Genomic DNA, 26,830 nt, shown 5'->3' with positions numbered 1-26,830 from the left:
CCCCCCAGCCATGCGCCCGCACCACCACCTCCCACAGACCGGCCACCATGACCACCACCTCCGCTCCCGCCGTCGGCCCGCAGGCAGTTGCCGGCGGGCCCGCCGCCACTCCGCCCGCCGCCACCCCGCCCGCCGCGCGTCGCGTCGGCACGCTTTCCGACATCGTCCGCCTCGCGCTGCCCGCCCTCGGGTCCCTGGTGGCCGAACCCGCCTTCCTCCTCGCCGACAGCGCCATGGTCGGCCGCCTCGGCGCCGACCCGCTGGCCGGCGTCGCGCTCGCCGCGACGATCCTGGCGGCCCTGGTCAACGCCTGCGTCTTCCTCGCCTACGCGACCACCTCGAGCGCGGCGCGCAGCATCGGCGCCGGTGACCGCGACGGAGCCCTGCGGGCCGGCATCGACGGTGTCGGCCTCGGCCTGGTCCTGGGGGTCGTGCTGGCAGCCGTCGTCGCCGCGACGGCCCCCGAGGCCGTGCACCTGCTCGGCGGCACCGGCGGAATCGCCGCCCAGGCCGTCCGGTACCTGCGCATCAGCGCGCTCGGACTGCCGGGCATCCTGGTCGCCACCGCGGCCACCGGGGTACTGCGCGGCCTGCGGCGTTCCCGCACCGTGCTGACCGTCGTCACCTGCGGCTTCGCCGTCAACACCGCGCTCAACGCCGAACTGGTCTTCGGAGCGCGCTGGGGCGTGGCGGGCTCCGCGTGGGGGACCGTCATCGCCCAGACCGCCATGGGAACCGCCCTCGCGGCCGTCGTGGCACGTGACTCCGCACGTCGCCGGCTCAGCCTGCGGCTGCACCCCGCAGGGATGATGCGGGCCGCCCGCGCCGGCGTCGCCCTGGTGGTGCGAACCGTGACGATGCGTTCGGTGATCGTGGTCCTGGCGGGCGCCGCCGCCACGCTCGGCGCCGCGCCGCTGGCCGCGTACCAGCTCGGCTTCTCCCTGTGGATGTTCCTCGCGCTGGCCCTGGACGCGGTCGCCATCGCGGCGCAGACCGTGGTCGCCGGACTCCTCGGGGCCGGGGAGCCCCGCACGGCCCGGATCGCGGTGCGCCGCATGACCTTCGCGGCGGTGCTCGCCGGGACCGCACTCGGCGCCGTGCTCTGGGCGGCGCAGCCCCTCTACCTGGGCCTGCTGGCCGACCAGCCCGCCGTGCGTCACGCACTCGCCGACAGCCTGCCGGTGATCGGGCTGCTGCAGCCGCTGGCGGCGGCCGTCTACGTTCTGGACGGCGTCCTGATCGGCGCCGGGGACGGCCGCTACCTCGCCTGGGCCGGTGCGGGCACCGCCGCGGCGGTGATCCCGGCAGCCGGCTGCGTCTACCACGGTTCGCTGACCGCCGTCTGGGCGGTGTTCGGCGTGTTCCTCGCCGTCCGCGTCGCGTTCCTGGGCGCCAGGGCCAGAGGCGACCGGTGGATTCGCCTCGGCGTCTGAGCCGGCCGACGACTCCGCGGGGGCCCGGGCGTCGCTCAGACCCGGCTGAGGTCCGGGCGGGTCATCAGGATCGCCTCGATCCGGTTCCGCGCCCCCAGTTTCGTCAGGGCGTGCGAGATGTGGCTCTTGACCGTGGCGGGGGAGACCCCGAGACGGCGGGCCGCCTCGGCCGTCGACAGGCCCTGGGCCAGCACCGCCAGCACCTCCCGCTCCCTGGAGGTCAGCAGGGTGGCGGAACGGCCGACGAGAACCGGCCCTTCTACCTGCTGCCCGGAACGCGGGGCCCCCGCGTACAGCTCCATCAGGTCGGGGGAGAGCACCATGTGTCCGCTCACCACCGCCCGCACCGCCGGCCCCAGCCGTTCGGTCGCGCTGTCCTTCACCAGGCAGCCCATCGCTCCCGCCGACAACGCGGCGTGTAGCCGGTCCTGCGTCCAGCCCACCCCGATGAGCAGCACCGGGACCCGGTGCTGCGTCCAGGTGTGGATGCTGTCCCGCGGCGAGTCGCGGTGATCGGTGGCCAGCACCGCCGCGTCGACCCTGGCCACGACCGCCTTGGGGCGCGGCGACATGCTGGCCGCCGTCACCGCCAGGCCGCTGCGCCGCAGCGCGTCCTGGAGCACGTGCCGGGCCAGCGGGTCCGGGTCCGCCAGGAAGACGGCGGTCTCCTTCCGGGCGCCGCGCGGCCGCGGCATTCTCTCGTCGTCGATTGTTCGCATGCGGGTGCCACCCTTTCCCCTCTCCGGACGAAGTGACGGTCGGTGTGTCGCCTCAGCCAGCCGGGGCCTTCGCCCCCGATCCCCGGCAGACGGCTGCGGCCCTGCCAGGGGCAGGGCCGCAGCGGGCGGTTCAGCCGGCGCTGTTCCTTCGTGCGCCGAGCAGGACGACGGTCTGGACGACCAGGTTGGCCAGCGCCAGGACCAGGAACAGCCCGACCGTGGACAGCACCGGTAGCAGGAGCCCGCCGGCCACCAGCAGAAGGGCCGACCACACGGCCTGCTGCTGCTCCATCCGTCCGGTCATCGTCCTGCGGGCCTGTGCGGACAGGCCCTGCAGGTAGGGCTCGAGGTTCGCCATGCCGATCGGTCGGATGAACCCGCCCGCCAGACCCAGTGCGACGATGGCCGCCAACGCGGTCACCAGACTGGGCACGGCGAGCAGGGCCAGCCCACCGGCGGTCAGCACGGTCGACAGGGCGGCCAGCTGCCGGGGGCTGCCCTTGGCCATCACCTTCGGCGACAGCCGGGCCGCGGCGAATCCGCTCAGGGTGTAGAGCCCCAGCACGGCGCCGAACCAGGACAGTCCCAGATGCAGCCGGGCCGCCAGCAGGTAGGGGATGAAGCCGACGTAGGGGGCCAGCAGGAACGCCCGGTTGAGCGCGTAGTACTGCTGCCAGAACCTGGCCCCGTCCCCGGCCCGCTCCTCTCCGGCCGTAGCCGCAGCCGCGTCCGACGATGGAGCCGATGCCGATGCCGATGCCGATGCCGATGCCGATGCCGAAGCCGTGGTCGCAGCCGGGGCCGGCGCGGCAGTCCGGTCGCGCAGCCCGGCCGCGGTCAGCGCGAGGCAGACCAGGGCCAGCGCGGCCGCGCCGCCCGAGGCGGCGAACGGCGCCGTGTGCGCCCGGCCGAACAGCAGCGCGCCGGTGGTGCCGGCCGCGAAGGAGATCGCGAACATCCAGCCCTGCGTCGTCGCCTCCCTGCGGCGGAAGTCCGCGCCGGAGGTCAGGGTGCTCAGCAGCGCCGAGTCGGTGCCCGCGGTCAGCGCGAAACCGGCGCCGGACAGCACCTGCCCGACGACCGCACTGGTCCAGCCCGGGCCGAGCGCCAGGCACACCAGGCCGGCGATCTTCACGCTCTCGCCGACCGCCAGGGTAGCGGGCAGGGACAGACGCCGGGTCAGCGGCCGTAGCGCCAGGGGCGCCGCGGCCACTGTGAGCCCGTAGCCCGCCATCAGCGTCTCGACCCCCCACAGCGGCAGGTGGCCGCGGAACAGGAAGACGAACAGCACCGGCAGGTGGAAGTAGGCGCGGGAGACGACGCGGTACCCGGTCAGCGCGCGCAGCGCCGCCGTGGGGGCGCCCGTCCCGGCCGCAGCCCCCGCCGCGGTGGCGGGGGCCGTGGCGGTGGGGGCGCTCATCGGGCGTCGGCCGGGACGGCCAGGTCGGTCAGGTGGCGGCCGACGATCTCGGGGCCGATGTCGCCCTGGCGGACGATCGCGGGGCGCTCGCCCAGCAGCGACACGATGGTGCTGGAGGAGGTGTAGGCGGAGGCGCCGGAGCCCTGGACGGCCAGGTCGATGTGCTCGCCCAGGTGCTCCACCGCGGTGTCGAAGTCGACCAGGCCGGTGTCCATGGTCCCGCTGATGTTGGCGGAGGTCGCCGCCAGCGGCAGCCCCGCGTAGATCGCCAGCTGGTTCAGCACCTGGCTGCGGTTGTGGAAGACCGCGACGGACTCCTGACCGGCCGTCACCCAGTCGGGGACGGTGGGGCGCTTGCGCACGATGATGTTGAGCGGGCCCGGCCAGACCTCGTCCAGCAGGCCGTCCAGGCCGGGATGACCCGGGTCCTTGGCCCAGCGCTGCCACTCGGTGGGGGAGGAGACGTACAGCGTCAGCGGCTTGCCGCCGTCGCGCTTCTTCATCTCGTAGACGCGGCGCACCGCCTCGGGGTTGAACGGGTCGCAGAACACGCCGTAGTTGGTGTCGGTCGGTACGACGACGACGGCGCCGCGGCGCAGCCGGTCGGCGGCGGAGATCAGGCCCTGGACGTCGCCGGGGCGGATGATGCGGGTCACGGCAGGGGTTTCCCTTCTCGAACGGTGGGGGTCCGGAGCCGCCGGGGGAACGGCTCCGGACCCGGTCGGGGCGGATCAGCCGGCGGCGACGGCGACCTGGCCGTTGCAGGTGGGCAGCCAGTCCGGGCGGCGCTGCTCGTGCTCGGCGATCGCCTGGTCGAGCTGCAGCGTCATGTCGATCAGGTCCAGGCCGTTGACCAGCCGGTAGTGCGCCGCGTCGTCCAGGAAGAACGGCGCGTCGACGACGCCCGCCTCCGGGCACTGGATCAGGCGGTTCTCCACGTCGACGGTGATCTCCACCGAGGCGTCCGCGGTGGTGGCGTCCAGCAGGGCGCGCACCGTCTCGGGATCCGCCCACGCCGGCACCAGGCCGACGTTGGGCAGGTTGTTGCGGAAGATGTCGGCGAAGCCGGGCGTGATGACGACCTTGAAGCCGAAGTCGCGCAGCGCCCACGGGGCGTGCTCACGGGACGAGCCGCAGCCGAAGTTCGGTCCGCTGACCAGCACGGTCGCGCCCGCCCGCTCCGGGCGGTTGAGCACGAACTCGCTGTCGCGGCGCCACTTCTGGAAGAGGCCGTCCTCGAAGCCGGTCCGTTCGATCTTCTTCATCCACACGGCGGGGATGATCTGGTCGGTGTCGACGTCCGAGCGGTCCAGCGGCACGGCGCGGCCGCGGATGCGGGTGACGGGGTCCATGGTCTTGTCGCTCTCTTGCTCGTACGGTCAGGACAGGTCGGCGGCGGCGGCCAGGTGGCCGGCCACGGCGGTCGCGGCGGCGGTGGCCGGGGAGACCAGGTGGGTGCGGGCCTGCGGGCCCTGCCGCCCCTCGAAGTTGCGGTTCGAGGTGGAGGCGCTGTGCGTGCCCGGCGCGACGATGTCGCCGTTCATGCCCACGCACATCGAGCAGCCGGGCGAACGCCACTCGAAGCCGGCGTCCAGGAAGACCTGGTCCAGGCCCTCGGCCTCGGCCAGGTCCTTGATGACCGCGGACCCCGGCACGGCCAGCGCGCGGACCCGCGGGTTGACCTTCCTGCCGCGCAGCACCTCGGCGGCGGCCCGCAGGTCCTCCAGCCGGCCGTTGGTGCAGGAGCCGATGAACACCGTCTCGATCGCGATGTCGCGCATGGCCTGACCGGGTGTCAGGCCCATGTACTCCAGGGCGCGTTCGGCGGCCGCCCGCTCGGACGGGTCGGCGTAGGCCGAGGGGTCCGGCACGTTCTGGTCGATGCCGACCGTCTGACCGGGGTTGGTGCCCCAGCTGGCCTGCGTGAAGATGTCGTCCGCGTGCAGACGGACCTCACGGTCGAACACCGCGCCCTCGTCGCTGTGCAGGGTGCGCCAGTCCTCCAGCGCCCGCTCCCACGCGGCGCCCCTGGGGGTGCGCTCGCGGCCCTCCAGGTAGGCGAAGGTCGTCTCGTCGGGCGCGACCAGGCCGCTGCGCGCACCGGCCTCGATGGCCATGTTGCACACCGTCATGCGGCCCGCCATGGACAGCTGCCGCACGGCCTCGCCGCGGAACTCGATCAGCGTCTGGGTGCCGCCGTTGGTGCCGATCTTCGCGATGACGGCCAGCACCAGGTCCTTGGCGGTGACCCCGGGGCGCAGCGTCCCGTCCACGGTGACGGCCATCGACTTGGGCCGGGCCATCCGCAGCGTCTGGGTGGCCAGGACGTGCTCGACCTGGCTCGTGCCGATGCCGAACGCGACCGCGCCGAAAGCGCCGTGGGTGGCGGTGTGGCTGTCGCCGCAGACGATGGTCATGCCCGGCTGGGTCAGGCCCATCTGCGGGCCGATGACGTGGACGATGCCCTGGCCCGGGGTGTTCATCGGGTGGAGCTCGACGCCGAACTCCCGGCAGTTGTCGATCTGCAGCTGCAGCTGCCTGGCCCCGATCCTGTCGGCCAGCGGCAGGTGGGTGTTGGCGGTCGGGACGTCGTGGTCGGCCGTCGCGATCGACAGGTCGGGCCGGCGGACCTTACGGCCCGTCATGCGCAGGCCCTCGAAGGCCTGCGGGCTGGTGACCTCGTGCAGCAGATGCAGGTCGATGTAGAGCAGGTCGGCCTCGCCGCGATCGACGACGTGCCGGTCCCAGATCTTGTCGACGAGGGTGGTCGGTGCCACGGTTCCCTACTTTCAGAGTGTCCAGTATGTGAAACGAACTGTCTCGTCCTTCGGATGGGTCGTAAGTTAACCACAGTCAGCTCGGTTGCGCGAAGGGGAAACCGGACGTCATGCCCAGAACTGGAATGGACCGAGTCCTGGCCATCGTCGATGCCGTCGTGGCCGGTGCGAACAGCGTTGACCTGGTACGGGAGGCCACCGGGATCCCCGGATCCAGCGCCCATCGGCTGGTCGCCCAACTGGTCGAGGACGACGTCCTGCACCGCGCCCAGTCCGGCTACCTCAGCGTCGGCATGCGGGTGCGGGCCTGGAACAGCGCGGGCGAATCCCAGCCGGTGATACGCGTGAACTATCCGGTGCTGCGTCAGTTGCGGGACCGGACCGGGGAAAGCGTCCAGCTCTACCGCCGCCTGGACGACCGCTGTCTGTGCATCGCCTCGGTCGAGCCCGACCAGGGACTGCGCGACACCGTCCCGCGCGGCACCGGATGGCCGCTGCCCGCCACCGCCCCCGGCAAGGTTCTCCTGGCCTGGGCCCTTGACCAGCACCGCTTCGACACCACGGCCGAACTCGACCGGATCCGCCTGCGCGGCTTCGGCGAAGGGCCACGCGAGGACGAACCCGGCGTGTGGTCCGTGGCCGTGCCCGTCCCCGGCGACGACGGCCAGATCAGGGCCGCCCTCAGCGTCAGCGGCCCCGCCCGCAGGATCCGCCCGAAAGCCGCCGCGATCCGGCGCCAACTGCTGCACGCAGCCCAGCGCCTGTGACCGCCCGTCTCACCCACTGAGAAGGAGAACCAGATGAACCTCGACCGTCCCACCCCGCCGGAGCCCTACAACTTCCTCCCGGCCGTCCCCGACTTCACCCTCACCAGCAACGACATCGCCTCCGGCGAGCGCATCGCCGACGCCCACGCCCACCACAGCGCCGGCGGCGGCAACGCCTCCCCGCACCTGTCCTGGTCCGGCGCACCGGCGGGCACCCGCTCCTACGCGGTCACCTGCCTGGACCCCGACGCCCCCACCGGCAGCGGCGCCTGGCACTGGCTCCTGGTCAACCTCCCCGCCACCACCACCGAACTCCCCACCGGAGCGGGCGGCGAGGCCAAGCTCGCCGACGGCGCCTTCCACACCCGCAACGACCTCGGCGGCGACGGCTACGACGGCGCAGCCCCGCCGCCCGGGGACCGTCCGCACCGCTACCTCTTCGCCGTCCACGCCCTGGACACCGACGCCCTCGACGTGGCCCCGGACCTCAGCCCCGCCCTCGTCGGCTTCAACCTCACCGCCCACACCCTGGCCCGCGCCGTCCTGCGGCCGGTCCGCTGACGGGTCCGGCGGGCGGGAGCCCCACCTCCCGCCCGCCGCCCACCGCGGCCGCACGCCGCACACACGAAGGGGGACAACCCGTGCTCCAGTACCTCGCGAACGGCCTCACACTCGGCGCCGTCTACGCGCTCTTCGCCGTCAGCTTCTCGCTGCTGTTCGGCGTGCTCGACATCCTCAACCTCGCCCAGGTCTCCATCTTCACCCTCGGCGCCTACCTCACCCTGGTCTGCGCCCGCGCCGGCCTGCCGCTGTGGGCGGCGGCGCCGGTGACCATGGCCGGCTGCGGCGTGGTCGGCGTCCTGCTCGACCAGGCGGTGCTGCGCCGACTGCGCGGCCGCCCCGGTGCCGACCTGCGCACCCTGGTCGCCGCCATCGGGCTCGGCGCCGTCCTCGACGCCGCCATGCTCGGCTGGATGGGCCCCGACCCGCAGACCTTCCCCGACGGCTGGCTGCCCACCACCGGCCTCCACCTGCTCGGCGCCGACGTGACCCTCGCCCAGATCCTCTGCGGCGCCGTCGCCCTGACGGTGATGGCCGCCCTGGCCGCCGCCCTGCGGTACACCGCCTGGGGCCGGCGCGTCCGCGCCGTCGCCGAGAACCCCACCGGCGCCCGCGTCACCGGCATCAACGTCGAGGGCACCTACCGTTCCACCGTCGCCCTCTCCTCCGTCCTCGGCGGCCTCGCCGGACTGCTGTTCGTGCTGCAGTTCAACAGCATCACCCCGGACCTCGGCCACTCCGTCGAGCTCAAGGGCCTGGCCGCGATCATCCTCGGCGGCATGGGCTCCGCCGTCGGCTCCGCCCTCGGCGGCCTGCTCCTCGGCCTCGCCGAGGTCGCCACCATCGTCTGGCTGGGCGCGGACTGGAAGGACATCGCGGCATTCGCGGTCATCCTCGCCGTCCTGCTGGTCCGCCCCCGCGGCCTCCTTGGCGCCGTGCAGACCAGAGAGGCCTGAGCCCGTGAACCTCACCAGCTTCTACCTCGCCAACGAGAGCCTGCTGTCCAACGCGGGCATCGGTGTCCTGTACGCCCTGTCCATGACGGTGCTCATGCGCGCCGGAGTGTTCTCCCTGGCCCACTGCGGCCTCGGCGCCGTCGGCGCCTACACCAGCGCCCTGCTGATCCTGCACGCCCACCTGCCCTGGCCGCTCGCCGCCGCCGCGGGCGCCGCCGCGGCCGCCCTGGTCGGACTGCTCCTGGCCGCCACCGTCGCCCGGCTGCGGCACGTCTACCTCACCATCGCCACGGTCGCCTTCGCCGAGGTCATCCGCCTCGCCCTGGTCAACTTCGGCTTCACCGGCGGCCCGGTCGGCCTCGGCCCGATCCCGCGGACCGTCCAGGCGCCCACCGTCTGGATCACCGCCCTCGCCGCCTGCTGGGTCATCGCCCGGCTCGCCCGGACCCGATTCGGCGTCAGCGCCGAAAGCCTGGGCGCCGACGAGCCCGCCGCCCGCGCCCAGGGCGTCGACGTCGCCGCCACCCGCATCCGCCTGTTCGCGCTCTCCGGCGCGCTGGCCGGCACCGCGGGCGCACTCGGCGCCCTGCACGACTACCACATCGACCCCGGCAACTACACGCTGCAGCAGACCCTGGCCGTGGTCATGTGCGCCGTCGTCGGCGGCACCCGCCGCGTCACCGGCACCGTCCTCGGCACCGTCGCCATCACGCTCATCCCACAGGGCCTGATCGACCTCGGCGTCGGCGCCGGCTGGATCAGCGTCGCCCTGCAGGGCGCCATCCTCGTCCTGGTCGTGCTGTTCCTGCCGCAGGGACTCGGCGGTCTGCTGCCCCGGCGGGCCCCGGCCCCCGTCGCCGAACCACTGCCCGCCGCCCCCGCCCGCCCCGTCGCCCTCGACATCGAGGACGTCAGCCTCTCCTTCGGCGGCGTCAAGGCGCTGACCGGCGTCACCCTGCACGCCGCCCCCGGCGAAGTACTCGGCCTCATCGGTCCCAACGGCGCCGGCAAGACCACCCTCATCAACGTCATCACCGGCCAGTACCGGCCCGACCGCGGCAGCGTCCACCTCGGCGGCCAGGAGATCACCGGCGAGCCGGTGCACCGCATCGCGCGCCGCGGCATCGGCCGCACCTTCCAGAACCTGCGCGTCTTCGCCGACCAGACCTGCCGCGACAACGTCACCGCCGGGGCCGTCACCACCCTGCCCGCCACCGCCTGGCACCGCATCCTCGCCCTGCCCAAGGGCCGCCGCGTCGACCGCGACCTGGCCGCCCGCGCCGCCGGACTGCTGGGCCGCGCCGGACTGCCGGGCCGCGACACCGCCCTGGCCGGAGCGCTCGCGTACGGCGACCAGCGCCGCCTGGAGATGGCCCGCGCCGCGGCCGCCTCGCCCGGCCTGCTGATCCTGGACGAGCCCGCCGCCGGCATGAACGAGAGCGAAGCCCTGCAACTCGCCGACACCATCCGCGAGCACGCCGCCCAGGGCCACACCGTGCTGGTGGTCGAACACAACATGGCCATGATCCGCCGTGCCTGCGACCGCGTCCTGGTCCTGGCCTCCGGCGCCCCCCTGGCCGAAGGAACCCCCGACGAGGTCGTCAACGACCCCCGAGTGATCGAGGCCTACCTTGGTGCTTGAGACAACCGGGCTCAGCGTCCGCTACCCGGGAACCCCCGACGTCGTCCGCGGCCTCGACCTGGCCGTCCCCGACGACTCCACCTTCGCCCTGGTCGGCGCCAACGGCGCCGGCAAGACCACCACCCTCAAAGCCGTCGCCGGACTGCTGCGCCCCTCCGCGGGTCGCGTCGTCTTCGACGGACGCGACATCACCCGCATGCCCTCCCACCGGCGCGTGCGCGCCGGCCTGGTGCTCGTCCCCGAAGGCCGCGCCGTGCAGGCCCGCATGAGTGTCCGCGACAACCTCGCGATCGCCGGAACCGACCGCACCGGCGTACTGGACCGCTTTCCGATCCTCACCCAGCGCTGGCACGCACCCGCCGGCACCCTCAGCGGCGGCGAGCAGCAGATGCTCGCCATCGCCCGCGGGTTGCTGCTGCGCCCCCGCGTCCTGCTGCTCGACGAGCCCACCCTCGGCCTGTCCCCGCTGATGGCCACTCAGGTCTTCGACCTGATCGGACAGATACGCGCCGACGGCACCACCGTCGTCGTGGTCGAGCAGAACGCCCGCCGCGCCCTGGCCGTCGCCGACCGCGCCGCCGTCCTGGAGACCGGACGCCTCGCGGTCACCGGCACCGGGCAGGACCTGCTCGCCGACGAGTCGGTCGCCGCCGCCTACCTCGGCGGCGGCGCGACCCGCCCGCTCGCCACGAGCCCGGCATGAACATCGCCTTCGCGCGCATCCGAGGCCTGCGCACCCGCATCCTGACCGCCGGCACCCGAGGGCCCGCCCTCGTCCTGGTGCACGGCGGCGGACTCAGCGCCGACCTCTTCGCGCCCACCGTGCGCGGCCTGGCGGACCACTTCCAGGTCGCCGCGCTGGACCTGCCCGGCTGCGGTTACAGCGACGCCCCCACCGACACCAGCCGCCCCGTCGCCGCCCTCTGCCGCGACCAGGTCCTGGCCGTCGCCGACCACCTGGGCCACGACCGGTTCACCGTGCTCGGCAGCTCCCTGGGCGCCCAGGTCGCGGTCCTCGCCCACCTCGCCGCCCCCCGGCGCGTCGAACGGCTGGTCCTCACCGCCTCCGCCTCCGCCTTCCACAGCGCCCAGCAGATCTACGACTCCGTCCGCGACACCCTCACCCGCAGCACCCTCACCGCAGCCGGCCAGTGCTCGGACCAGGACGTCGAGAGGGAACTGCGCCATCTCGCGCCCGCCGCCCGGCACCAGCTCATGGAGATCCTGCTGCCCTTCACCACCGCCCAGGCCCTGCCAGGACGCACCGCAGCCAACACCCTGATGCTCTCCGAGCTGATGGACCCCCACCTCGCCGGCCAGTGGCACGTGCGCGACCGGCTGCACCAGGTCACCGCCCCCACCCTCGTCGTCTGGGGCGGCAAAGACCCCCGGGTGCCACTCGATAGCGCCCGAAGCGCCATCGCCACCCTGCCGCACCACCGGCTCGAACTCTTCCCCGACAGCGGCCACCTGCCCTTCTTCGAGGAGCCCGACCGCTTCAACGCCCTGGTCACCGAATTCGTGACCAGTACCGCCGCGCACCACCTCACCGACCGAGGAGTCTCATGAACCCCCGCAACCGCCGCGCCCTCGCCGCCTCCGCCGCCGCCACCGCACTCGGCCTGCTCGCCTCCGGCTGCGCCGGCACCGCCAGCGCGACGAGCAGCGACGGCACCGTGAACATCGGCGTCGTCGTCTCCACCACCGGCGCGGCCGCCCCCTTCGGCACCGCCCAGCAAAGAGCGCTGAAACTCGCCGAGAAGGACATCAACGCCTCCGGCATACTCGCGAGCCGCCGCATCCACTTCGAGTTCACCGACGACCACTCCCAGGTCGCCCAGGCGTCCACCCTCTACGACCAGCTCATCAACGCCGACCAGGTGGCCGCGATCATCGGCCCCACCTCCTCCACCAGCGCCCAGACCACCTCCCCGGTCGCCCAGAGCGCCGGAGTGCCGGTGCTGCTCGTCTCCGCCTCCGCCACCAAGGGCATCACCGACGTCGGCGACAAGATCTGGCGCGACTCCCTGACGGACAGCCAACTCGTCCCGCAGGCCGTCGCCGCCGCCAAGGCCCGCTACCACATCAAGCGCGCCGTCCTCCTCTACGCCGACGACGACGCCACCACCACCTCCTCCGCCAAGACCTTCGAAGCCGCCATGCGGGCCCAGGGCATCCAGCTCGCCGCCAAGCTGTCCTTCGCCTCCACCGACAAGGACTTCGCCGCCCAGCTCACCCAGGCCAAGCAGGCGAACCCCGACGCCCTGTTCGTCGCCGCCGTCCCGCAGGGCGGCATCGGTCTGCTGCAGCAGGCCCGCCAACTCGGCCTGAACCAGCCCGTGGTCGGCAGCAACGGCTTCAACAGCCCCAAGTTCATCGGCGGAGCCGGTGCCGCGGCGAACAACACGCTGGTCGCCTCGGCCTGGGACTCCCACTCCGCCGACCCCCTGTCCAAGGCCTTCGTCGCCGAATACCGCAAGGCCTACGGCACCGACCCGGACCAGTTCGGCGCCCAGGCCTACGCCGGAGCGTTCATCCTCGCCCACGCCATCGCCACCGGCGGCGCCGACCGGGCCGGCATCCTCGCCGGGCTGAAGCAGACGAAGAACCTCGACACGGTCCTCGGCAGCTTCAACTTCACCGCCGGACGCGACGGCAACTACCGGGCCGTCCCCCTGGTGATCGAGAACGGCGTCTACAGCCCGATCAACTGACCAGCCCGCGGGGGCGGCGCCACCCGGCCGCCCCCGCGACCCAGGAGAAAGCCCACCACCCATGACGCAGGCCATCCCCACCAGCGCAGCGAACACGGCGCCCACCCCCGGGGCCCCCGTCGCCGTGTTCTCCGTCGCGGCACGCCTGAACCGACTCCCCGTCCTGCCCGCCCACCGCCGGATCACCGCCGTCATCGGCCTCGGCCTCTTCTTCGACCTGTACGAGGTCTTCCTCGCCGGAGTCCTCAGCGCCACCCTCGTCCGGGACTTCCACGTCACCGCCGGCCGGCTCCCCTGGATCCTCAGCTCCGCGTTCCTGGGAGCCTTCCTCGGCGCCTGCGTCCTGCCGCTGGTCGCCGACCGGATCGGGCGCCGCACCGCGTTCCTGACCACGCTCGCGCTCTACTCGGCCGCCTCGCTCGCCGGCGCGTTCAGCCCCACCCTGCTGTGGCTGGTCATCGCCCGGTTCGTCGCCGGCATCGGCATCGGCGCGGAACTCCCCGTCGCCGACACCTATCTCGCCGACCTGCTGCCCGAACGCGTCCGCGGCCGGTTCATCGCCGTCGCCTACACCGTCGCCTTCTGCGGCGTCCCCGTGGTCGGCCTGCTGGGCCGCACCCTGGCCACCTCACACCTGCTCGGCCTCGAGGGCTGGCGCTGGCTGCTCGTCGCCGGCTCCCTCGGCGCCGTGGCCGTCGCCTTCGTCCGCCGCGCCCTGCCCGAGTCGCCCCGCTGGCTCGAGGCCGTCGGCCGGCACGACGAAGCCGCCCGCATCACCGCCGAGCTCGAACACCAGGCCGCCCGCCGCGGTCCCCTCGCCCCGCCCCGCCACGACATCGACCCCGCGCCCCGCCTGCCCATCCGCGCGCTGCTGCGCCGACCGCTGGCCCGCAACACCGCACTCATGGGCGCCTTCCAGACACTGCAGACCTTCGGCTACTACGGCTTCGGCAGCCTCGCCCCGCTGGTGCTGACCGCCAAGGGCTACTCCGTCGTGGGCTCCCTCGGCTACACCGCGGCCGCCTACCTCGGCTACCCGATCGGATCCCTGCTCTCACTGCCCCTGATCGAACGCGTCGAACGCAAGTGGCTCATCACCGGCTCCGCGCTGCTGATGGCGGCCCTCGGCCTCGGCTACGCGCTCGCCGCCAGCCCCGTGTGGCTGGTCCTGGCAGGCCTCGCCTACACGATGGTCTCCAACGTCTTCTCCAACGCCTTCCACGTCTACCAGACCGAACTCTTCCCGACCTCGGTGCGTGCCGTCGCCACCGGCAGCGCCTACGCCATGTCGCGCCTGTCCACCGCGGCCATGCCCTTCGTCCTGGTGCCGCTGCTCCACAACGCGGGCACGGCCTGGGTCTTCACGGTCTCCGCGGCCGCCATGGTCACCGTCGCGCTCGTCATCGCCGCCTTCGGGCCCGCCACCAACGCCCGCCCCCTGGAAGGCATCGCCACCCCGGCCGACCGACCCCGGCCCCTGCACGTGTCCTCCCGCACACCGTCCGCCACGAAGGAGAACAACCCATGACAACGACCAGCACCGCCCCCGTGCACGTCACCGGCGCCCCCAGAGGCCTCCAGCGCAACCTCGGGTTCTGGGGCCTGATGTTCGTCTCGCTCGGCTCCATCATCGGATCCGGCTGGCTGCTGGGCGCGCTGACCGCCGCCACCGTCGCCGGGCCCGCCTCCCTGATCTCCTGGGCCCTCGCCGCCGTCATGCTCCTGGTGATCGCCCTCGTCCACGCGGAACTCGGCGCCGCCTACCCCTTCGCCGGCGGCACGGCTCGGTTCCCCAGCTTCGCCTTCGGACCCCTCGCCGCGTTCACCGCAGGCTGGATGACCTTCCTTCAGGCGGTGACCATCGCCCCGATCGAGGTCGAGGCGACCCTGTCCTACACCGCCCACATCGGCTGGGTGAGCCGCCACGTCACCATTCTCGACCCCCACGGCGACCTGACCTGGCCGGGCATCGCCATCGCCAGCGCGTTCCTGCTCCTGTTCACCCTGATCAACCTCGTCGGCGTGCGCATGCTGTCGGACTCCAACGCCGTCGCCGTGGTCTGGAAGACCCTCGTCCCGCTGCTGACCGTCGTCGTGCTGGTCACCCTGTCCTTCCACGCGGGCAACTTCACCGCCGGCGGCGGCTTCATGCCCTTCGGCGTCCACGGAGTCTTCGCCGCGCTGCCCGCCGGCGTCGTCTTCGCCCTCCAGGGCTTCGAACAGGCCATCCAGATGGCGGGCGAGGCGCGCCGCCCGCAGCAGGACGTCTCCCGCGCCGTCATCGTCTCCACCGTCATCGGCATGGTCGTCTACCTGCTGCTCGAGGCCGCGTTCATCGGAGCGCTCGTCCCGGCCAACCTCGTGCACGGCTGGGCCAGTCCGATCGGGGCCGGCGCCTTCGGCCCCTACGCCCAGATCGCCAGCGCCCTGGGGGTCGGGTGGCTCGCCTTCGTGCTCTACCTCGACGCCGTCGTCTCCCCGGCCGCCACCGGCCTCGTCTACGTCGGCACCACCGCGCGCATCACCTACGCGATGGGCCGGGAACGCTCCCTGCCCGCCCAACTGGCCCGGATCAACGTGCGCGGCGTCCCGGTCTGGTCGATCCTCGCCGCCTTCGTCATCGGCGAACTGTGCCTGCTCCCGTTCCCCAGCTGGCAGTCCCTGGTCGGCCTGGTCACCTCCGCCACCATGATCATGTACGCCTACGCCCCGGTCGCCCTGCACGCCCTGCGCCTGCGCGACCCCTTCCGCCACCGCCCCTACCGCACCCCGGCCTGGCGGGTCCTGTCGCCCCTCGCGTTCGTCTTCGCCAACCTCACCGTCTACTGGTCCGGCTTCGAGGCCAACTGGAAGATCTGCGCCTCCCTGGCCCTCGGCCTCACCGTCTTCGCCGGCATCCGCCGCCTGACCCCCGCCGAAGCCCGCACCGACCTGCACTGGCGCTCCGCCCTGTGGATCGCCCCCTGGCTCGGCGGCATGCTGCTCATCGGCTACCTGGGCCGCTACGGCACCGCCGCCCGCGGCATCCTCCCGAACTGGTGGGACCTCGCCACCGTCACGGCCTACAGTCTGGCCGTCTACTACTACGCCGTCCGCAAGGCCCTGCCCGCCGAAGCCGTGGTCACCGCCGTCGCCGCGGACGAGTCCCGCGACCTCCCGGCCCCGCCCGCCACGGCCGTCGCCTGACGCCGGACCAGAGCCCGGCGCGCCCTCGGATCCCCCCAAGAAGGCGCGCCGGGCCTGCCCGTACGCCGAGCTCCGTGCCGGCCGAGCCGCGCCGCGGCTGGTGGCCCTCGCTGCCGGGCCCGTCCGATCCTTCCTCCCGTGGCGGGATCGCCGGCCCGGCATCAGGCGGTCGGTGACACCGCATCTCCCGGAAGGCCCCGGTACTGCGTCGCGTGGGCGGGGCACAGCCAGTAGACGTGGCCCTCGGGAGTGCTCACCTTGCTCAGACCCGCCCACGAGCGCTTGGGGTCCAGGTGCGTCAGCAGGTCCTGCATACGCCGGAACGCGGCATCGGTCTCCGCCCGTACGACACGGACGCTCGGGGCCACCAGGTGCTGGGGCTCATGCAGTTGATCAGGGAGACCCTCGATCAGGGCTTCCATGGTCTCGATGTCGGCCTTGAGGTGCTTGGCCAGATCCTCCGATGCGATGCCCACGGCCGCCCCAGCCACCGGAACCGCGTACTTGAGAACCGTGAGGACCCGCTGGACGTAGGGTAGGACGGTCCGCCTTATTTCCGACGACAGGCGGACTTCGTAGGGGGCGACCCCCGGAAGGCGGTGCCAGGCCCCGGGAGCCTCGCAGTACAGGTGCAAGTGCAGCATCTTCACCGGCAGCACCCCACCGATCCGTCGACGGGCCGGAAGGACCGACACGACGGACGGGCACACCACCTCCTGGGCATCGCGCTGCATCCGCGCGAGCGCCAGGAAGCGGCGCTGCTGCTCGGTGGCGATCGACTGCTGCTGGGCGCGGACCTGCCGCAGCTGGTCGACGACGTCACCGTGCTGCTGCGTGACGGCGTGCTCCAGGTGCTGGACCGCTTCCAGGGCGGCCTGAGCCAGCTCGACCGACCGCTCGGGCGCCGGCGGTTCGAGGCCCTGCAGAAGCTGTCGCACATCCAGCGGCGGATCGAGGTGGACCGGACACTCCACCCGGACCAGCGGGGGCGTCCGGCGCAGCCGCTGCAGCAGCAGCTGGTGGGGGAACTCGTGAGCGCAGTGCTCCCCGTCCTGGTCGTGGTGGGGGCAGGGGACCAGACGGGTGACCTCGAGTCCCGGGTAACGACCGAGGGTCTCTTCGAAACCGTCACTCAGCAGAGCGAAGAAGTCGTGCGGATAGGGGCCGCGGACCGTCAGCTCCGCCGTTCTGGCATGACGGTCCACGCTGAGCAGAGCGCGGTGCTCCCCGTCGGGGTGAGCCAGGACGACGCCGGTCCGCCAGTGCAGCCCGGTGGTGAAGCGGTGCTCACGGGCGATGAACCAGGTCGGGATCCCCGGCGGCACCGTGTGCAGCCGGTAGCGCAACCGCAGCTCGCGCTCGCCGCCGGCAGGCTGCTCGTCCCAGACGTCGCCGTAGGCCGGGGGCTGCCACGGCAGCAGCTCCACGACCAGGACGTTGCTGTGCTCACTGGTCCGGTAGGAGAGGTCGAACCGGTCCATCATCGACACGAAATGCTCTCGGAGGCCCGGTTCCAGGTCATGCCAGATTCGCCGCCGCGCCTCCGCCGTGAGAATCCCGTGATTGAGTCGCACCTCCGGGTCGTCCAGCACCTTGCTCAGGTAGCCGGTCAACCACTGCGGGCGAAGCACCACCATGTCGGCGAGGTCTTCGTCGCCCGGGTAGTACAGGATGTCTCCCAGGCTGTGCAGCGCCGTGGCCAGCGCGTGCCGGTGCACTGGATCGCCGATGCCGTGTTCGTCCAGGGCACGTTGGAGTTCCTCGCTGGTGATGTGGGTGTCGGGTCGCTGCCGCAGCGACTGGGCGGAGTCGAGCCAGGACCGTGGCCAACGGATTCCCATCAAGGGCAGGTCGGCGGCGAGACCCGTGATGAGGGCCCGCAACTCGTCCAGGCCCTCACCGGTGGCGCTGTCGACGGCCACGCTGCGGGCGATCATGCCGGGATAGGCCTCGTGGAGCAGGTGCAGCGGCAGGTCCGGAGGCCGCGGCCCCAGATGGGTGGCCACCAGCACCACGGGCGCGTGCGGCGCCCGGGCCTTGATCATGTCGAGCCAGTAGTAGAGCTTGCTCTCCTCCCAGCCGACCTGCGCGTCCCACAGGAGCAGGAACAACGAGCGCTCACTGAGGAAGAACTGGTGGGTGGCGTGGTAGATGTCCTGGCCCCCGAAGTCCCAGGTGCTCAGCTCCATCGTCACCCCCTCCCGACGCGGGTGCGCCAACTCGAGTCCGGCGACGTGCACCCCGTGCGTGCTCAGCTCACCCGGATCGTGTTCGAGCCCCTGCAGGGCCTTCAGCAGGGACGTCTTGCCGGACCTTCCCTGACCGACGAGAAGCATCTTCGACGTCCACAACTGCACGGGGTCCGCCTGAACCCCCAGCAGGAACGCGACCGCGGCCTGCGCCCCCTGGATCTCGGGCGGGACCTGTGGCAGCGGATTCCTCGAAAGGTCCAGGATGCTGAGCGCAGCCAGGGTGCCCAGCGACTCCGGCAGGGCCGACAGGGCGTTGCCGGACAAGTCCAGCTCCCTCAGCACGGGCAGGGTGCCCACCCAGTCGGGAAGCTGTGTGAGCCGGTTCCCGGACAGGTCCAGGTACTCGAGAGACCGGAACTGCAGTGACCGGGGGAGCTCCGACAGTCCGGTGCGGCCCACGGACAGCCTGGCCAGGCCTTTCAACCTCCCCAGCCACTCCGGCAACGCCCCAAGGTCGTTGCCGGACACGTCCAGGGAGTTCAGACGGCCGAAGTTGCCCAGCCACTCAGGGAGCGACGTAAGCCGGTTGTCCCGTAGGTAGAGAGCCAGGACATTGGGGAGCTCGGCCATCCATGGGGGCAGCTCGGACAGTTGATTTCCAGAGAGGTCCACGTCCGTCAGGCGGTCGAACACCCCAGGTCTCCACCGCGGGAGATCCGTCAGGTTGTTCCGTCCCACATACAAGGTCACGAGTCCGCTGAGGCTTTCCAGCCAGTCCGGCAGCGAGGCGAGCCCGTTCCCCTCCAGGTCGATGCTCTCGAGCTGACGGAGGTTGCGCAGACACTCCGGCAGCGTGGTCAGCAGGTTGTAGGACAGGTCCAGGTGCGCCAGTCCGCCGAGGTCGCTCGGCCACGCCTCCCAGTCCGGCAGCTCCGACAGGTGGAGCCCGGCAAGGTCAAGCTGTTTCCCGCCCGCTCGCACGGCGTCGTCGAAGCGCTTCTGAACCTCCTGACTCGCGGTGGTAGGGCGGGTCGTCATCCAGTCCCCTCAGACGGCCTGATCACAGACTGCCCATCGTCCCCGATCGAGGCTCCGGATGTGGGGTTATGGGTCACAACACCTGCCCTCTCCACCCGCACACCGACCACGCGCAAACGCCATCCGGCAGATGCGGGGCTGCCGGTGGAGACGGATGTCGGTGGGTCACCGTAGGTTGGCTTCGTGGTTCGGAATGTGGTCGACGAGCGGGCTCTTGAGGCTGCCGTCACCGACGCGCTCTTGGGCGACAAGGGCTGCGACAGCAACCCCAACCGGAAAAAACTGCTACGGCCAGGGATCCTGCCCGTCGTCTCTCGCAAAGGTCAGCCCGACATTCATGGCCTGGGCAAGCTGCGGTACGTCGTGGAGCAGACGTTCGCCCTTCTGCACCAGTTCAAGCGCCTCGCCGTCCGCTGGGAAAGTCGCCAGGACCTCCACGACGCTTTTGCCTCGCTCGCCTGCTCGCTGATCTGCTGGAGGAGACTCCGAAAGGGGTAGCTTGATCGTCCTGTGACGAGGACGGAAGGGCGGGACGGATGTCGGAGCAAGGTGTGAGGCCAAGCCAGGTCCTGGCGGAAGACGAGGTTCGACTGCTGCGACGGGCTCTCGGTGAATGGGGCGGGCCCGCGCGGTGCAGCGACGAACTCGCTTTCGGAATGGGGTTCGTGGACGCTCGCGATCTGCTCGATCAGTGCCGGATCCTGAGCCGCGCTCTGGGCGACGATGATCCGATCAAGCCCGTCGATTGGGCGCGGACCCTTCTGGCTGCGGAGATCGTCTTCGTCAGTGACCTCGTCGGCTCGGGCGTCGAGTGGCGAACGACCACCGGGCTCACCGACGAAGCCACCCTCCCGATCCTCCGGGCGATCCAGCGAAAGCTGGCCAGGACCTTGCGCGCATACTACGGAAAGCGCCCGGTTGCGTAGCCAAGATCGTTTTACGAGCTCGTAGGAGCGTCCGGGGCTGTTCCGGCTTGAGCTAGAAGCTGCAGCAGATCGTGCGCCGGGGCAGCACCAGTTCGGTGTGGTTCCGGCGGGCGATGATGCTGCTGGCGTCGGCCGGCGGGAACCGGGTCCCGGTGATCGCCCAACTGGTGCAGGCCGACGAGGACACCGTCCGCGATGTGATCCACCGGTTCAACGAGATCGGCCTGGCCTGCCTGGACCCTCGGTGGGCGTGAGGCCGTCCCCGCCTGATCAGTCCTGACGACGAGGACTTCGTCGTCGCGACGCCCACTACCCGCCCGACCAAGCTCTGCCAGCCCTTCACCCGTTGGTCCATCCGCAAACTCGCCGCCTACCTGCGGAAAGTCCACGGCCGCGTCATACGGATCGGCCGCGAGGCGTTACGGTGCCTGCTCGCCCGCCGCGATGTCACCTTCCAGCGCACCAAGACCTGGAAGGAATCACCCGACCCCGACCGTGACACCAAGCTCGACCGGAGCGAGCACGTCCTAGACCGCTTCCCCGACCGGGTCTTCGCGTTCGACGAGTTCGGTCCGCTCGGCATCCGGCCTGCCGCCGGCTCAGGCTGGGCTCGGGCCGGCCACCCTGAGCGGCATCCCGCGACCTACCACCGCACCTACGGAGTCCGTTACTTCCACGGCTGTTAATCGGTCGGCGACGACAGGCTCTGGGGCGTCAACCGCCGCAAGAAGGGCGCCGCGAACACCCTGGCCGCGCTCAGGTCGATCCGCGCGGCTAGACCGGACGGCGCTCCGAGCTACGTCATCTTGGACAACCTGTCGGCCCACAAGGGCGACAAGATCCGGCGGTGGGCGAGGAGCCTACCTGCGAGAACGCCCGACACCCCGACGTGCTGACAGCCCAGCGCAGGGAGCGTGCTCGGGTCCGCAGCGAGAAGGGCATCCGCTGGGGTGGACGCCCGCTCACAGCGGCGGCCTGACCGACCCCGCACTCCAGACCGTCAGACCACCAGGGACGCGTGCAGCGCGTCGAACACCTCGCGCAGGTCCGGGATCGCGATCGGATCGAGTTCCATCTGCAGGTGACATGCGCCGTCGTCACCATTGGGAGTCAGGCGAACGGAGAAGGCGTAACCGTCCTCGACGGGCTCCGCCTTCAACACCAGCGGATTGTTCCGGCCGGGGGTGACCGCCGCTGAGAAGCTCGCCCCCGACGCCGCGTCCAAGTGGGAGAGCATCCGTCCCGCGAAGTCCATGACCTCGGCATCGGTGAGGTGAGCGGCGAACTCGGCAGTCAGCTGGGAGCACCAGTCTGCGGTGACCCGCCAGGTGTCTTCACCTATCCGAGTCAGGTCCAGCCACGCAACATCGTTGCCGAGGCGCATCTGCGACTCTTCCATCCTCACCCTCCGACATCCCGCCCTGCCCTCAATCTCCTATGGCGGGGGTCTCCGCCGCCGGATCCACCGAGGCACCCAGCACGCCGCCAACCCGGTGAACTATGTGGTCAGAGCACTAGCCCCACTTTGCGGGGAGCGCTGGGATGCTCACGGCTAGTACTCCAGCAGGACTTTGCTATCTGACCTGGGGCGATGCAGGCGGAGTGGAGTGTAGTCAGGGTGCCAGGCGTCAGGGGCGGCTTCGTGTGGGCTGCCCCTCGATCGTGTGACTGCGCCGTCGGTAGTGGCTGCGGCGGGGCAGCCTCTCGATGTGATCACCGAGACCGTCGCCGAGACGTGGGACCGCGAACTGGACGAACTCTTCTTGACCGTGGGACACCGCTTCCGTCGCGTCGAAGCGCGGCGCCGGATGCGGGACTACGTGCGCGGCCTGCTGGCTCCAGTCGCCAGGAAGAACAGCTGGCAGCTGGCCGAGCAGGCCGGTCACCGCACCCCCGACGGCTTGCAGCATCTGCTCGCCGGGGCCGCGTGGGACCCGGACGAGATCCGCGATGACCTGCAGGCATTTGTCGCCGAGCGGTTGGGCGAGCCTGACGGGGTACTGATCCTCGACGACACCGGCTTCGTGAAGAAGGGCACCACCTCCGCCGGGGTGCAGCGCCAGTACTCCGGCACCGCCGGCCGGACCGAGAACTGCCAGATCGGAGTGTTCGCCGCCTATGCCTCCGTCCGGGGCCGGGCCCTGGTCGACCGTGAGCTCTACCTGCCCAAGTCATGGACCGAAGACCGCGATCGCTGCCGTGCGGCGAGGATCCCCGACGAGCGGGAGTTCTGCACCAAGGGCGAGCTGGCGAAGCGGCTGGTGCTGCGGGCGCTGGGCTCCGATCTGCCCATCGCCTGGGTCACCGCGGACTCGGCCTATGGGCAGGAGGGACGCTTCCGCCGGCTGCTGGAGGAATCCGGTGTCGGCTACGTCCTGGCGGTGCCCAAGTCCCAGTTCAGCCTGGGCGGTCCCCGCATCGACTGGCTGTTCGCGCAGGCCCCGGACGAGGCCTGGGAGCGGATGTCGTGCGGTGACGGCGCCAAGGGCCCGCGCGTCTACGACTGGGCGGCGATCCGGCTGCGGGCCGTGGCGGAGTACGACTACCAGGGCGAGGTCCTGGTCCGAGCACGCTGGGCGATGGCCCGCCGCAGCATCGCCAAGCCGGACGAGATCGCCTACTACCTCGCCTACGCGCCGCCGGAGACCACCGTGACGGAGTTGGTGCGGATCGCGGGGATGCGGTGGGCGATCGAGGAGTGCTTCCAGGCCGCGAAGAACGAATGCGGTCTGGATCAGTACGAAGTCCGCCGTTACACCGGCTGGATGCGGCACATCACGCTCGCCATGCTCGCGCACGCGTTCTTGGCCGCGATGGCGGCCGCCGCGGCGTCAAAAGGGGCTGCAGAAACGGTTCCGGCACCCTGGTCGACCTCACCGTGGCGGAGATCCGCAGGCTCCTGGCAGTTGGCGGCGGCGGTGGCCCGTGTCCGCCACGGCGCTCGCCCCGCACTCACGCGCTGAGCTGGTCCGCCTGGCGTCGACGACGCCAGGCCGTCGCCCGCCGCAGCCACTACCGACGGCGCAGTCACACGATCGAGGGGCAGCCCACACGAAGCCGCCCCTGACGCCTGGCACCCTGACTACACTCCACTCCGCCTGCATCGCCCCAGGTCAGATAGCAAAGTCCTGCTGGAGTACTAGTACTCCAGCTGTAGATCTTGATCTTGCTAGTGCAGCGACCACGGCCTCCATGAATTCCTGTTAGTACCAGAGAGTGAGCCCGACCGCGCCGACTCCGGTGCGCGCCGCGTGACGCAGCACCCGAAGTGGGCCGTCGATCAGCTCGTCGATGTCGCAGTTCGGGTCGTCCGCCATCTCGTCTAGCCATTGCCGGATCCGGGCGGTCACGTGGGCCCGGCGCCGCAGGGGAAAGGTGAGCGCTTGTTCGGCCGCAGGAAGCGCGGCATGCACTTGGGCGGCATCGAACAGGAACTGCCCGCAGCAGCCTGGGATTCGCAGCGTCGTGTCGCGGCCGAGCCCCCACATGAGCGCCGCTGCGCCGTCGCCCCTGGGTACGGCGGAGCAGAACATGCCTTCGCTCTCCTGCTGCGGGACCAGGTGAAGCAGGCAGTCCTGGAACTCGTCCACCTCGGTCTCGTCGTTCCGGACTCTGTAGACCGCGTCGGCAAAGCGCGCGATTTCGTCAATGCTCGACGGCCGCTCGGGTGTCCCATCGGGCAATTCCGCAGGCTCGAGAGACTCGCACCACTGGCTTACGTCGGCGGACGACGCCGGCCACGTGCCGTGGGCGCCTGCCGCGTCGGGGAATCGGCGACGCGCGTCCTCAATAGCATCGTCCGCTACAACGCCGACGACCCAGACCCCCATCCCGCCCATCCGCGCTCCTTACATCCACGTCGCTCAAGACCGGCGAAGGGGAAAGCCAGTGCCGTGACCGGGAAGGTTACCGTTGAAGGGCTTGGCGCTGGTAGTGGCTGCTGCGCGCGCGGGCCTGATGTCGTCGGCGCCAACGCGACCAGCCGAGTCGGTGCGCCAGGCTGCGGGGTATTGGTGCTGTGAAGGCGGCGAAGAGGCGTTGGATCTCGCCGCAGGTCAGCGGAGCGAGCCCTGGTGAGGTGGCCACGGAGGTCCGTTCGATGGCGGCTGTGACTACGAGGAAGGCGTGTGCGAGCATGGCCAGCGTGGTCCAGCGGTGCCAGGAGGTCCAGCGGCGGACCTGGTGCTCGTCGAGCCCGGTCAGTCCCTTCGCGGACTGAAAGGTCTCCTCCACCGTCCAGCGGCGTCCGGCCACCCTGACCAGGGTGCTCAGGGGAACGGGAGCGGCCGAGTAGCAACGGTAGAAGGCGAGTTCGCCGGTTCGCCGGTTGCGTCGAATGAGCAATGACCGGTGACCCTTGCTGCCGGACGGGCTGTCGATCTCGACCTGTGCCCAGTCATAGAAGCGGTGTCCTTTGGCACCGTCTCCGGCCGAGAGTCGCTGCCAGGCAGTCTTCGGGAGGCAGTGGGCCAGCATGCCGGCCGTGAAGACGCCCGCGCGGGTCGGGATCGGTCGCTTGCGTGAGACGGCCAGTACATAGCCGATCTGACGGCGCTCCAGCTCGGCGCTGAGGTGGGGGTCGCCGCCGTAGACCTCGTCGCCGGTGACCCATGCGGCCGTGACGCCGGCCTCCAGGGTCTGGGCGATCATCTCGGTGGCCAGGGCGGGCTTGGTGTCGAACCCCGTGTTCTCTGGGATGCCAGCCGCTCGGCACCGGTCGGGGTCCTGGGTCCAGGAGTGTGGGATATAGAGGCGCCGGTCGATGGCAGCGTGGCCAACCGGAGTGGAGTAGACGAGGTAGACGGCGACCTGGGCGTTTTCGATTCGTCCTGCGGTTCCGGTGTACTGGCGTTGCACCCCGACGCTCGCGGTGCCCTTCTTCAGGTCGCCGGTCTCGTCCACCACGAGGACGGCGTCCTGGTTGCCGAGGTGCTCTACCACGAAGTCCCGTATGTCGTCGCGGACTCGGTCGGCGTCCCAGGACGCGCGGCTGAGCAGGTGCTGCATCCCGGCCGGACTGCTGTCACCGGCGTGCTCGGCGATCGTCCAGCAGTTCTTCCGCGGCAGCTCGGCCAGCAGGCCCAGCACGAACGCCCGTGCTCTGCGACGCGGCTCGACCCGGGCGAACCGCCCTGCCACCCTCGCCATCAAGCTGTCGAACACCGGCTGCCACCGGGCAGGGTCTACGCTGTGGCCCACGGCCATCGGCTGATCTTCGTCTGTCCACACAACCGACGATGATCAACGGTGGCCGTCCCTTCTACGCCACCCAGCAGTACAACTTCTCGTCTCCCTCGCCGACAGTGCGAGCCACGTTGGCCAAGCCGCCCAGGATCCACACGGCGATCTCGGGATCGAAGACCTCGCCGTCCGCCGCCCGCTCGGCCACCCACAGCAGGCTGACCTCAGCGAGCCGGTCCTCGCTGGCGGAGCTCAGGGCGGCTTGAAGGGTGCCGGAGACGGCGAGGACGAGCGGCCCCTCGCTGTCGCCCAGGTCGGCAACAGTCTCGGGCACATCGTCGTCAAGGACTTCCTCAAAGCTCCGACCGGTGAAGATGCCCTCCCACTCGATCAGGGCCTCCTCGACATCGAAGTTGCCGAACGTCAGCGACTCGAAGACCCCGTCAGGACCACCCTCCGCGACACCAGCGGCAGCTTCAGCGTCCGGCGCCACGAAGAACTTGATGACGATGCTCACCGGGGAACAGTGCCTGCTCCACCGGGCTCGGTCTACCAGCCCGCGGCCAGCAGAAATCGACCCACCGACCCGAGATGCCCTCCGCCCACAGGCCAAGATCAAGATCTACAGCTGGAGTACTAGGTCACCGTGAGAGGACGACGCCGGATGGTGTCCTCGAAGGAAGAGCTGTTCCTACTGATCCGCCGGAACTCGTGGGGCGAGGAGTTGTCGGTCCGCGCTGGCGTGCAGGTACGGGTTCACCGGCGTCTGGTGCGCGAGGCACATTCTTCGGCGGTATCCGCGCCGCGGCGGACACCGAGGCGGCATTCGCCCAGATTGAAGCCGTTCAAGAAGATGATCGACCAGTGGCTGCTGGACGATTTGGACGCCCGCCCGAGCATCGGCCCACCGTGAAGAGGATCCTGACCCGGCTTTAGCAGAGGGCCGGCCGCTGACCGGACCGACCGCCAGGGCAGTGACCTGGACAATCCCTGATCACGGCCACTCGCGCAGCTCGGGCATCGGCAGTCGCCAATTGCCCACGAGCACCAGGAGAACCCGGCGAGCCAAAGCCCTTGTCTCGGCCCATCCAGAGTCAGCTGCCAGGGCCTTATCGCACCAGCGGTCCGCCTGGTCCTGGCCGCTCATACCATCGAAGATCTCGTCGATCGTCTTCAGATCTGCCAGGACTTCCCGATCAAGCTCAGCTTCGCCGGCGCCGGACACGCCTCGGTAAGCGTGTTCGAAGTCCAGCGCGATCCGTCCGTTCCCATCCGGTATCGGTCCACGCAGGCCAACTGTTCCGACGCATCCGCAGCC

The 26,830-nt window shown here is 71.1% G+C and carries 25 protein-coding genes and 1 pseudogene; 15 read left to right on the top strand and 11 right to left on the bottom strand.

Annotation, left to right across the window (positions count from 1 at the left end; genetic code table 11):
* The first annotated feature begins 47 nt into the window (after window positions 1-47).
* Window positions 48-1,433, top strand: coding sequence for an MATE family efflux transporter (locus BS83_RS09070; RefSeq protein WP_084713265.1), 1,386 nt, complete (start codon window positions 48-50; stop codon window positions 1,431-1,433).
* Window positions 1,434-1,468: 35 nt separating this feature from the next.
* Here BS83_RS09070 and BS83_RS41590 read toward each other — a convergent pair whose 3' ends face one another.
* The 5 genes from BS83_RS41590 to leuC form a co-directional block, all read right to left on the bottom strand.
* Window positions 1,469-2,152, bottom strand: a complete 684-nt coding sequence (locus tag BS83_RS41590) for a response regulator transcription factor (protein ID WP_157597090.1) — start codon at window positions 2,150-2,152, stop codon at window positions 1,469-1,471.
* A 130-nt stretch (window positions 2,153-2,282) separates the two neighbouring features.
* Window positions 2,283-3,572 carry an MFS transporter gene (locus BS83_RS41585; protein WP_051942856.1) on the bottom strand — a complete coding sequence of 430 codons (1,290 nt, stop codon included), beginning with the start codon at window positions 3,570-3,572 and terminating at the stop codon, window positions 2,283-2,285.
* On the bottom strand, window positions 3,569-4,228 hold the full coding sequence (locus BS83_RS09050) for an L-threonylcarbamoyladenylate synthase (RefSeq protein WP_051942855.1): 660 nt from the start codon (window positions 4,226-4,228) through the stop codon (window positions 3,569-3,571). Before BS83_RS09050 ends, BS83_RS41585 begins: the two co-directional genes overlap by 4 nt.
* A 75-nt stretch (window positions 4,229-4,303) precedes the next feature.
* The gene (gene leuD / locus BS83_RS09045) at window positions 4,304-4,924 is read right to left on the bottom strand and encodes a 3-isopropylmalate dehydratase small subunit (protein ID WP_037603348.1); all 621 of its coding nucleotides are present in this window, start codon (window positions 4,922-4,924) and stop codon (window positions 4,304-4,306) included.
* 27 nt (window positions 4,925-4,951) lie between these two features.
* Window positions 4,952-6,349: a 3-isopropylmalate dehydratase large subunit gene (gene leuC / locus BS83_RS09040; protein WP_037603347.1), complete on the bottom strand. Its 1,398-nt coding sequence runs from the start codon at window positions 6,347-6,349 to the stop codon at window positions 4,952-4,954.
* 110 nt (window positions 6,350-6,459) lie between these two features.
* Between leuC and BS83_RS09035 the strand changes: the two genes are divergently transcribed.
* From BS83_RS09035 to BS83_RS08995, 9 genes are all read left to right on the top strand, one after another.
* Window positions 6,460-7,116, top strand: coding sequence for an IclR family transcriptional regulator (locus BS83_RS09035; protein WP_084713264.1), 657 nt, complete (start codon window positions 6,460-6,462; stop codon window positions 7,114-7,116).
* Between the two features lie 33 nt (window positions 7,117-7,149).
* Window positions 7,150-7,677: a YbhB/YbcL family Raf kinase inhibitor-like protein gene (locus BS83_RS09030; protein WP_037603346.1), complete on the top strand. Its 528-nt coding sequence runs from the start codon at window positions 7,150-7,152 to the stop codon at window positions 7,675-7,677.
* Window positions 7,678-7,757: 80 nt separating this feature from the next.
* Entirely contained in the window at window positions 7,758-8,633 is an 876-nt protein-coding gene (locus BS83_RS09025; RefSeq protein ID WP_037603345.1) for a branched-chain amino acid ABC transporter permease, read from the top strand.
* Window positions 8,634-8,637: 4 nt separating this feature from the next.
* Window positions 8,638-10,275 (top strand): branched-chain amino acid ABC transporter ATP-binding protein/permease, encoded by a 1,638-nt coding sequence (locus BS83_RS09020; RefSeq protein WP_037603344.1) that lies wholly within the window; start codon window positions 8,638-8,640, stop codon window positions 10,273-10,275.
* Window positions 10,268-10,978: an ABC transporter ATP-binding protein gene (locus BS83_RS09015; RefSeq protein ID WP_198035187.1), complete on the top strand. Its 711-nt coding sequence runs from the start codon at window positions 10,268-10,270 to the stop codon at window positions 10,976-10,978. The genes BS83_RS09020 and BS83_RS09015 overlap by 8 nt, the downstream gene beginning before the upstream one ends.
* Complete coding sequence (locus BS83_RS09010; RefSeq protein ID WP_037603342.1) at window positions 10,975-11,844, top strand: alpha/beta fold hydrolase; 870 nt, start codon at window positions 10,975-10,977, stop codon at window positions 11,842-11,844. The genes BS83_RS09015 and BS83_RS09010 overlap by 4 nt, the downstream gene beginning before the upstream one ends.
* On the top strand, window positions 11,841-12,989 hold the full coding sequence (locus tag BS83_RS09005) for an ABC transporter substrate-binding protein (RefSeq protein WP_051942853.1): 1,149 nt from the start codon (window positions 11,841-11,843) through the stop codon (window positions 12,987-12,989). Before BS83_RS09010 ends, BS83_RS09005 begins: the two co-directional genes overlap by 4 nt.
* Window positions 12,990-13,050: 61 nt before the next feature.
* Window positions 13,051-14,517 carry an MFS transporter gene (locus tag BS83_RS09000; protein ID WP_084713262.1) on the top strand — a complete coding sequence of 489 codons (1,467 nt, stop codon included), beginning with the start codon at window positions 13,051-13,053 and terminating at the stop codon, window positions 14,515-14,517.
* Window positions 14,514-16,175, top strand: a complete 1,662-nt coding sequence (locus BS83_RS08995; protein WP_037603341.1) for an APC family permease — start codon at window positions 14,514-14,516, stop codon at window positions 16,173-16,175. Before BS83_RS09000 ends, BS83_RS08995 begins: the two co-directional genes overlap by 4 nt.
* 161 nt (window positions 16,176-16,336) lie before the next feature.
* On the opposite strand, the gene BS83_RS08990 is transcribed toward BS83_RS08995, so the two are convergent.
* Complete coding sequence (locus BS83_RS08990) at window positions 16,337-19,405, bottom strand: COR domain-containing protein (RefSeq protein ID WP_051942852.1); 3,069 nt, start codon at window positions 19,403-19,405, stop codon at window positions 16,337-16,339.
* Window positions 19,406-19,600: 195 nt separating this feature from the next.
* On the opposite strand from BS83_RS08990, the gene BS83_RS41580 reads away from it, so the two are divergent.
* From BS83_RS41580 to BS83_RS08975, 3 genes and pseudogenes are all read left to right on the top strand, one after another.
* Window positions 19,601-19,903 carry a transposase gene (locus tag BS83_RS41580; protein WP_157597089.1) on the top strand — a complete coding sequence of 101 codons (303 nt, stop codon included), beginning with the start codon at window positions 19,601-19,603 and terminating at the stop codon, window positions 19,901-19,903.
* Window positions 19,904-20,061: 158 nt separating this feature from the next.
* Window positions 20,062-20,331 (top strand): hypothetical protein, encoded by a 270-nt coding sequence (locus tag BS83_RS08980; RefSeq protein WP_198035186.1) that lies wholly within the window; start codon window positions 20,062-20,064, stop codon window positions 20,329-20,331.
* Between the two features lie 59 nt (window positions 20,332-20,390).
* Window positions 20,391-21,310: pseudogene (locus BS83_RS08975) on the top strand (IS630 family transposase).
* Between the two features lie 21 nt (window positions 21,311-21,331).
* Here BS83_RS08975 and BS83_RS08970 read toward each other — a convergent pair.
* Entirely contained in the window at window positions 21,332-21,730 is a 399-nt protein-coding gene (locus BS83_RS08970; RefSeq protein WP_157597088.1) for a hypothetical protein, read from the bottom strand.
* 310 nt (window positions 21,731-22,040) lie between these two features.
* On the opposite strand from BS83_RS08970, the gene BS83_RS08965 reads away from it, so the two are divergent.
* Window positions 22,041-23,294 carry an IS701 family transposase gene (locus tag BS83_RS08965; protein WP_051942678.1) on the top strand — a complete coding sequence of 418 codons (1,254 nt, stop codon included), beginning with the start codon at window positions 22,041-22,043 and terminating at the stop codon, window positions 23,292-23,294.
* Between the two features lie 240 nt (window positions 23,295-23,534).
* Here the strand turns inward: BS83_RS08965 and BS83_RS08960 are convergent, their stop codons facing one another.
* From BS83_RS08960 to BS83_RS08950, 3 genes are all read right to left on the bottom strand, one after another.
* Entirely contained in the window at window positions 23,535-24,170 is a 636-nt protein-coding gene (locus BS83_RS08960; RefSeq protein ID WP_037603338.1) for a hypothetical protein, read from the bottom strand.
* A 67-nt stretch (window positions 24,171-24,237) separates the two neighbouring features.
* Window positions 24,238-25,536: an IS701 family transposase gene (locus BS83_RS08955; protein WP_037603337.1), complete on the bottom strand. Its 1,299-nt coding sequence runs from the start codon at window positions 25,534-25,536 to the stop codon at window positions 24,238-24,240.
* 55 nt (window positions 25,537-25,591) lie between these two features.
* Window positions 25,592-26,029 carry a hypothetical protein gene (locus BS83_RS08950; protein ID WP_037603336.1) on the bottom strand — a complete coding sequence of 146 codons (438 nt, stop codon included), beginning with the start codon at window positions 26,027-26,029 and terminating at the stop codon, window positions 25,592-25,594.
* Between the two features lie 147 nt (window positions 26,030-26,176).
* Between BS83_RS08950 and BS83_RS08945 the strand changes: the two genes are divergently transcribed.
* Window positions 26,177-26,425 carry a hypothetical protein gene (locus tag BS83_RS08945; RefSeq protein ID WP_037603335.1) on the top strand — a complete coding sequence of 83 codons (249 nt, stop codon included), beginning with the start codon at window positions 26,177-26,179 and terminating at the stop codon, window positions 26,423-26,425.
* Between the two features lie 81 nt (window positions 26,426-26,506).
* Here BS83_RS08945 and BS83_RS08940 read toward each other — a convergent pair whose 3' ends face one another.
* Window positions 26,507-26,737 carry a hypothetical protein gene (locus BS83_RS08940; protein ID WP_051942850.1) on the bottom strand — a complete coding sequence of 77 codons (231 nt, stop codon included), beginning with the start codon at window positions 26,735-26,737 and terminating at the stop codon, window positions 26,507-26,509.
* Window positions 26,738-26,830: the final 93 nt, after the last annotated feature.

This window comes from Streptacidiphilus rugosus AM-16, assembly GCF_000744655.1.
In the GTDB taxonomy this organism is placed as follows: Bacteria; Actinomycetota; Actinomycetes; order Streptomycetales; family Streptomycetaceae; genus Streptacidiphilus; species Streptacidiphilus rugosus.
This window is presented reverse-complemented; position numbering and strand designations above follow the sequence as displayed.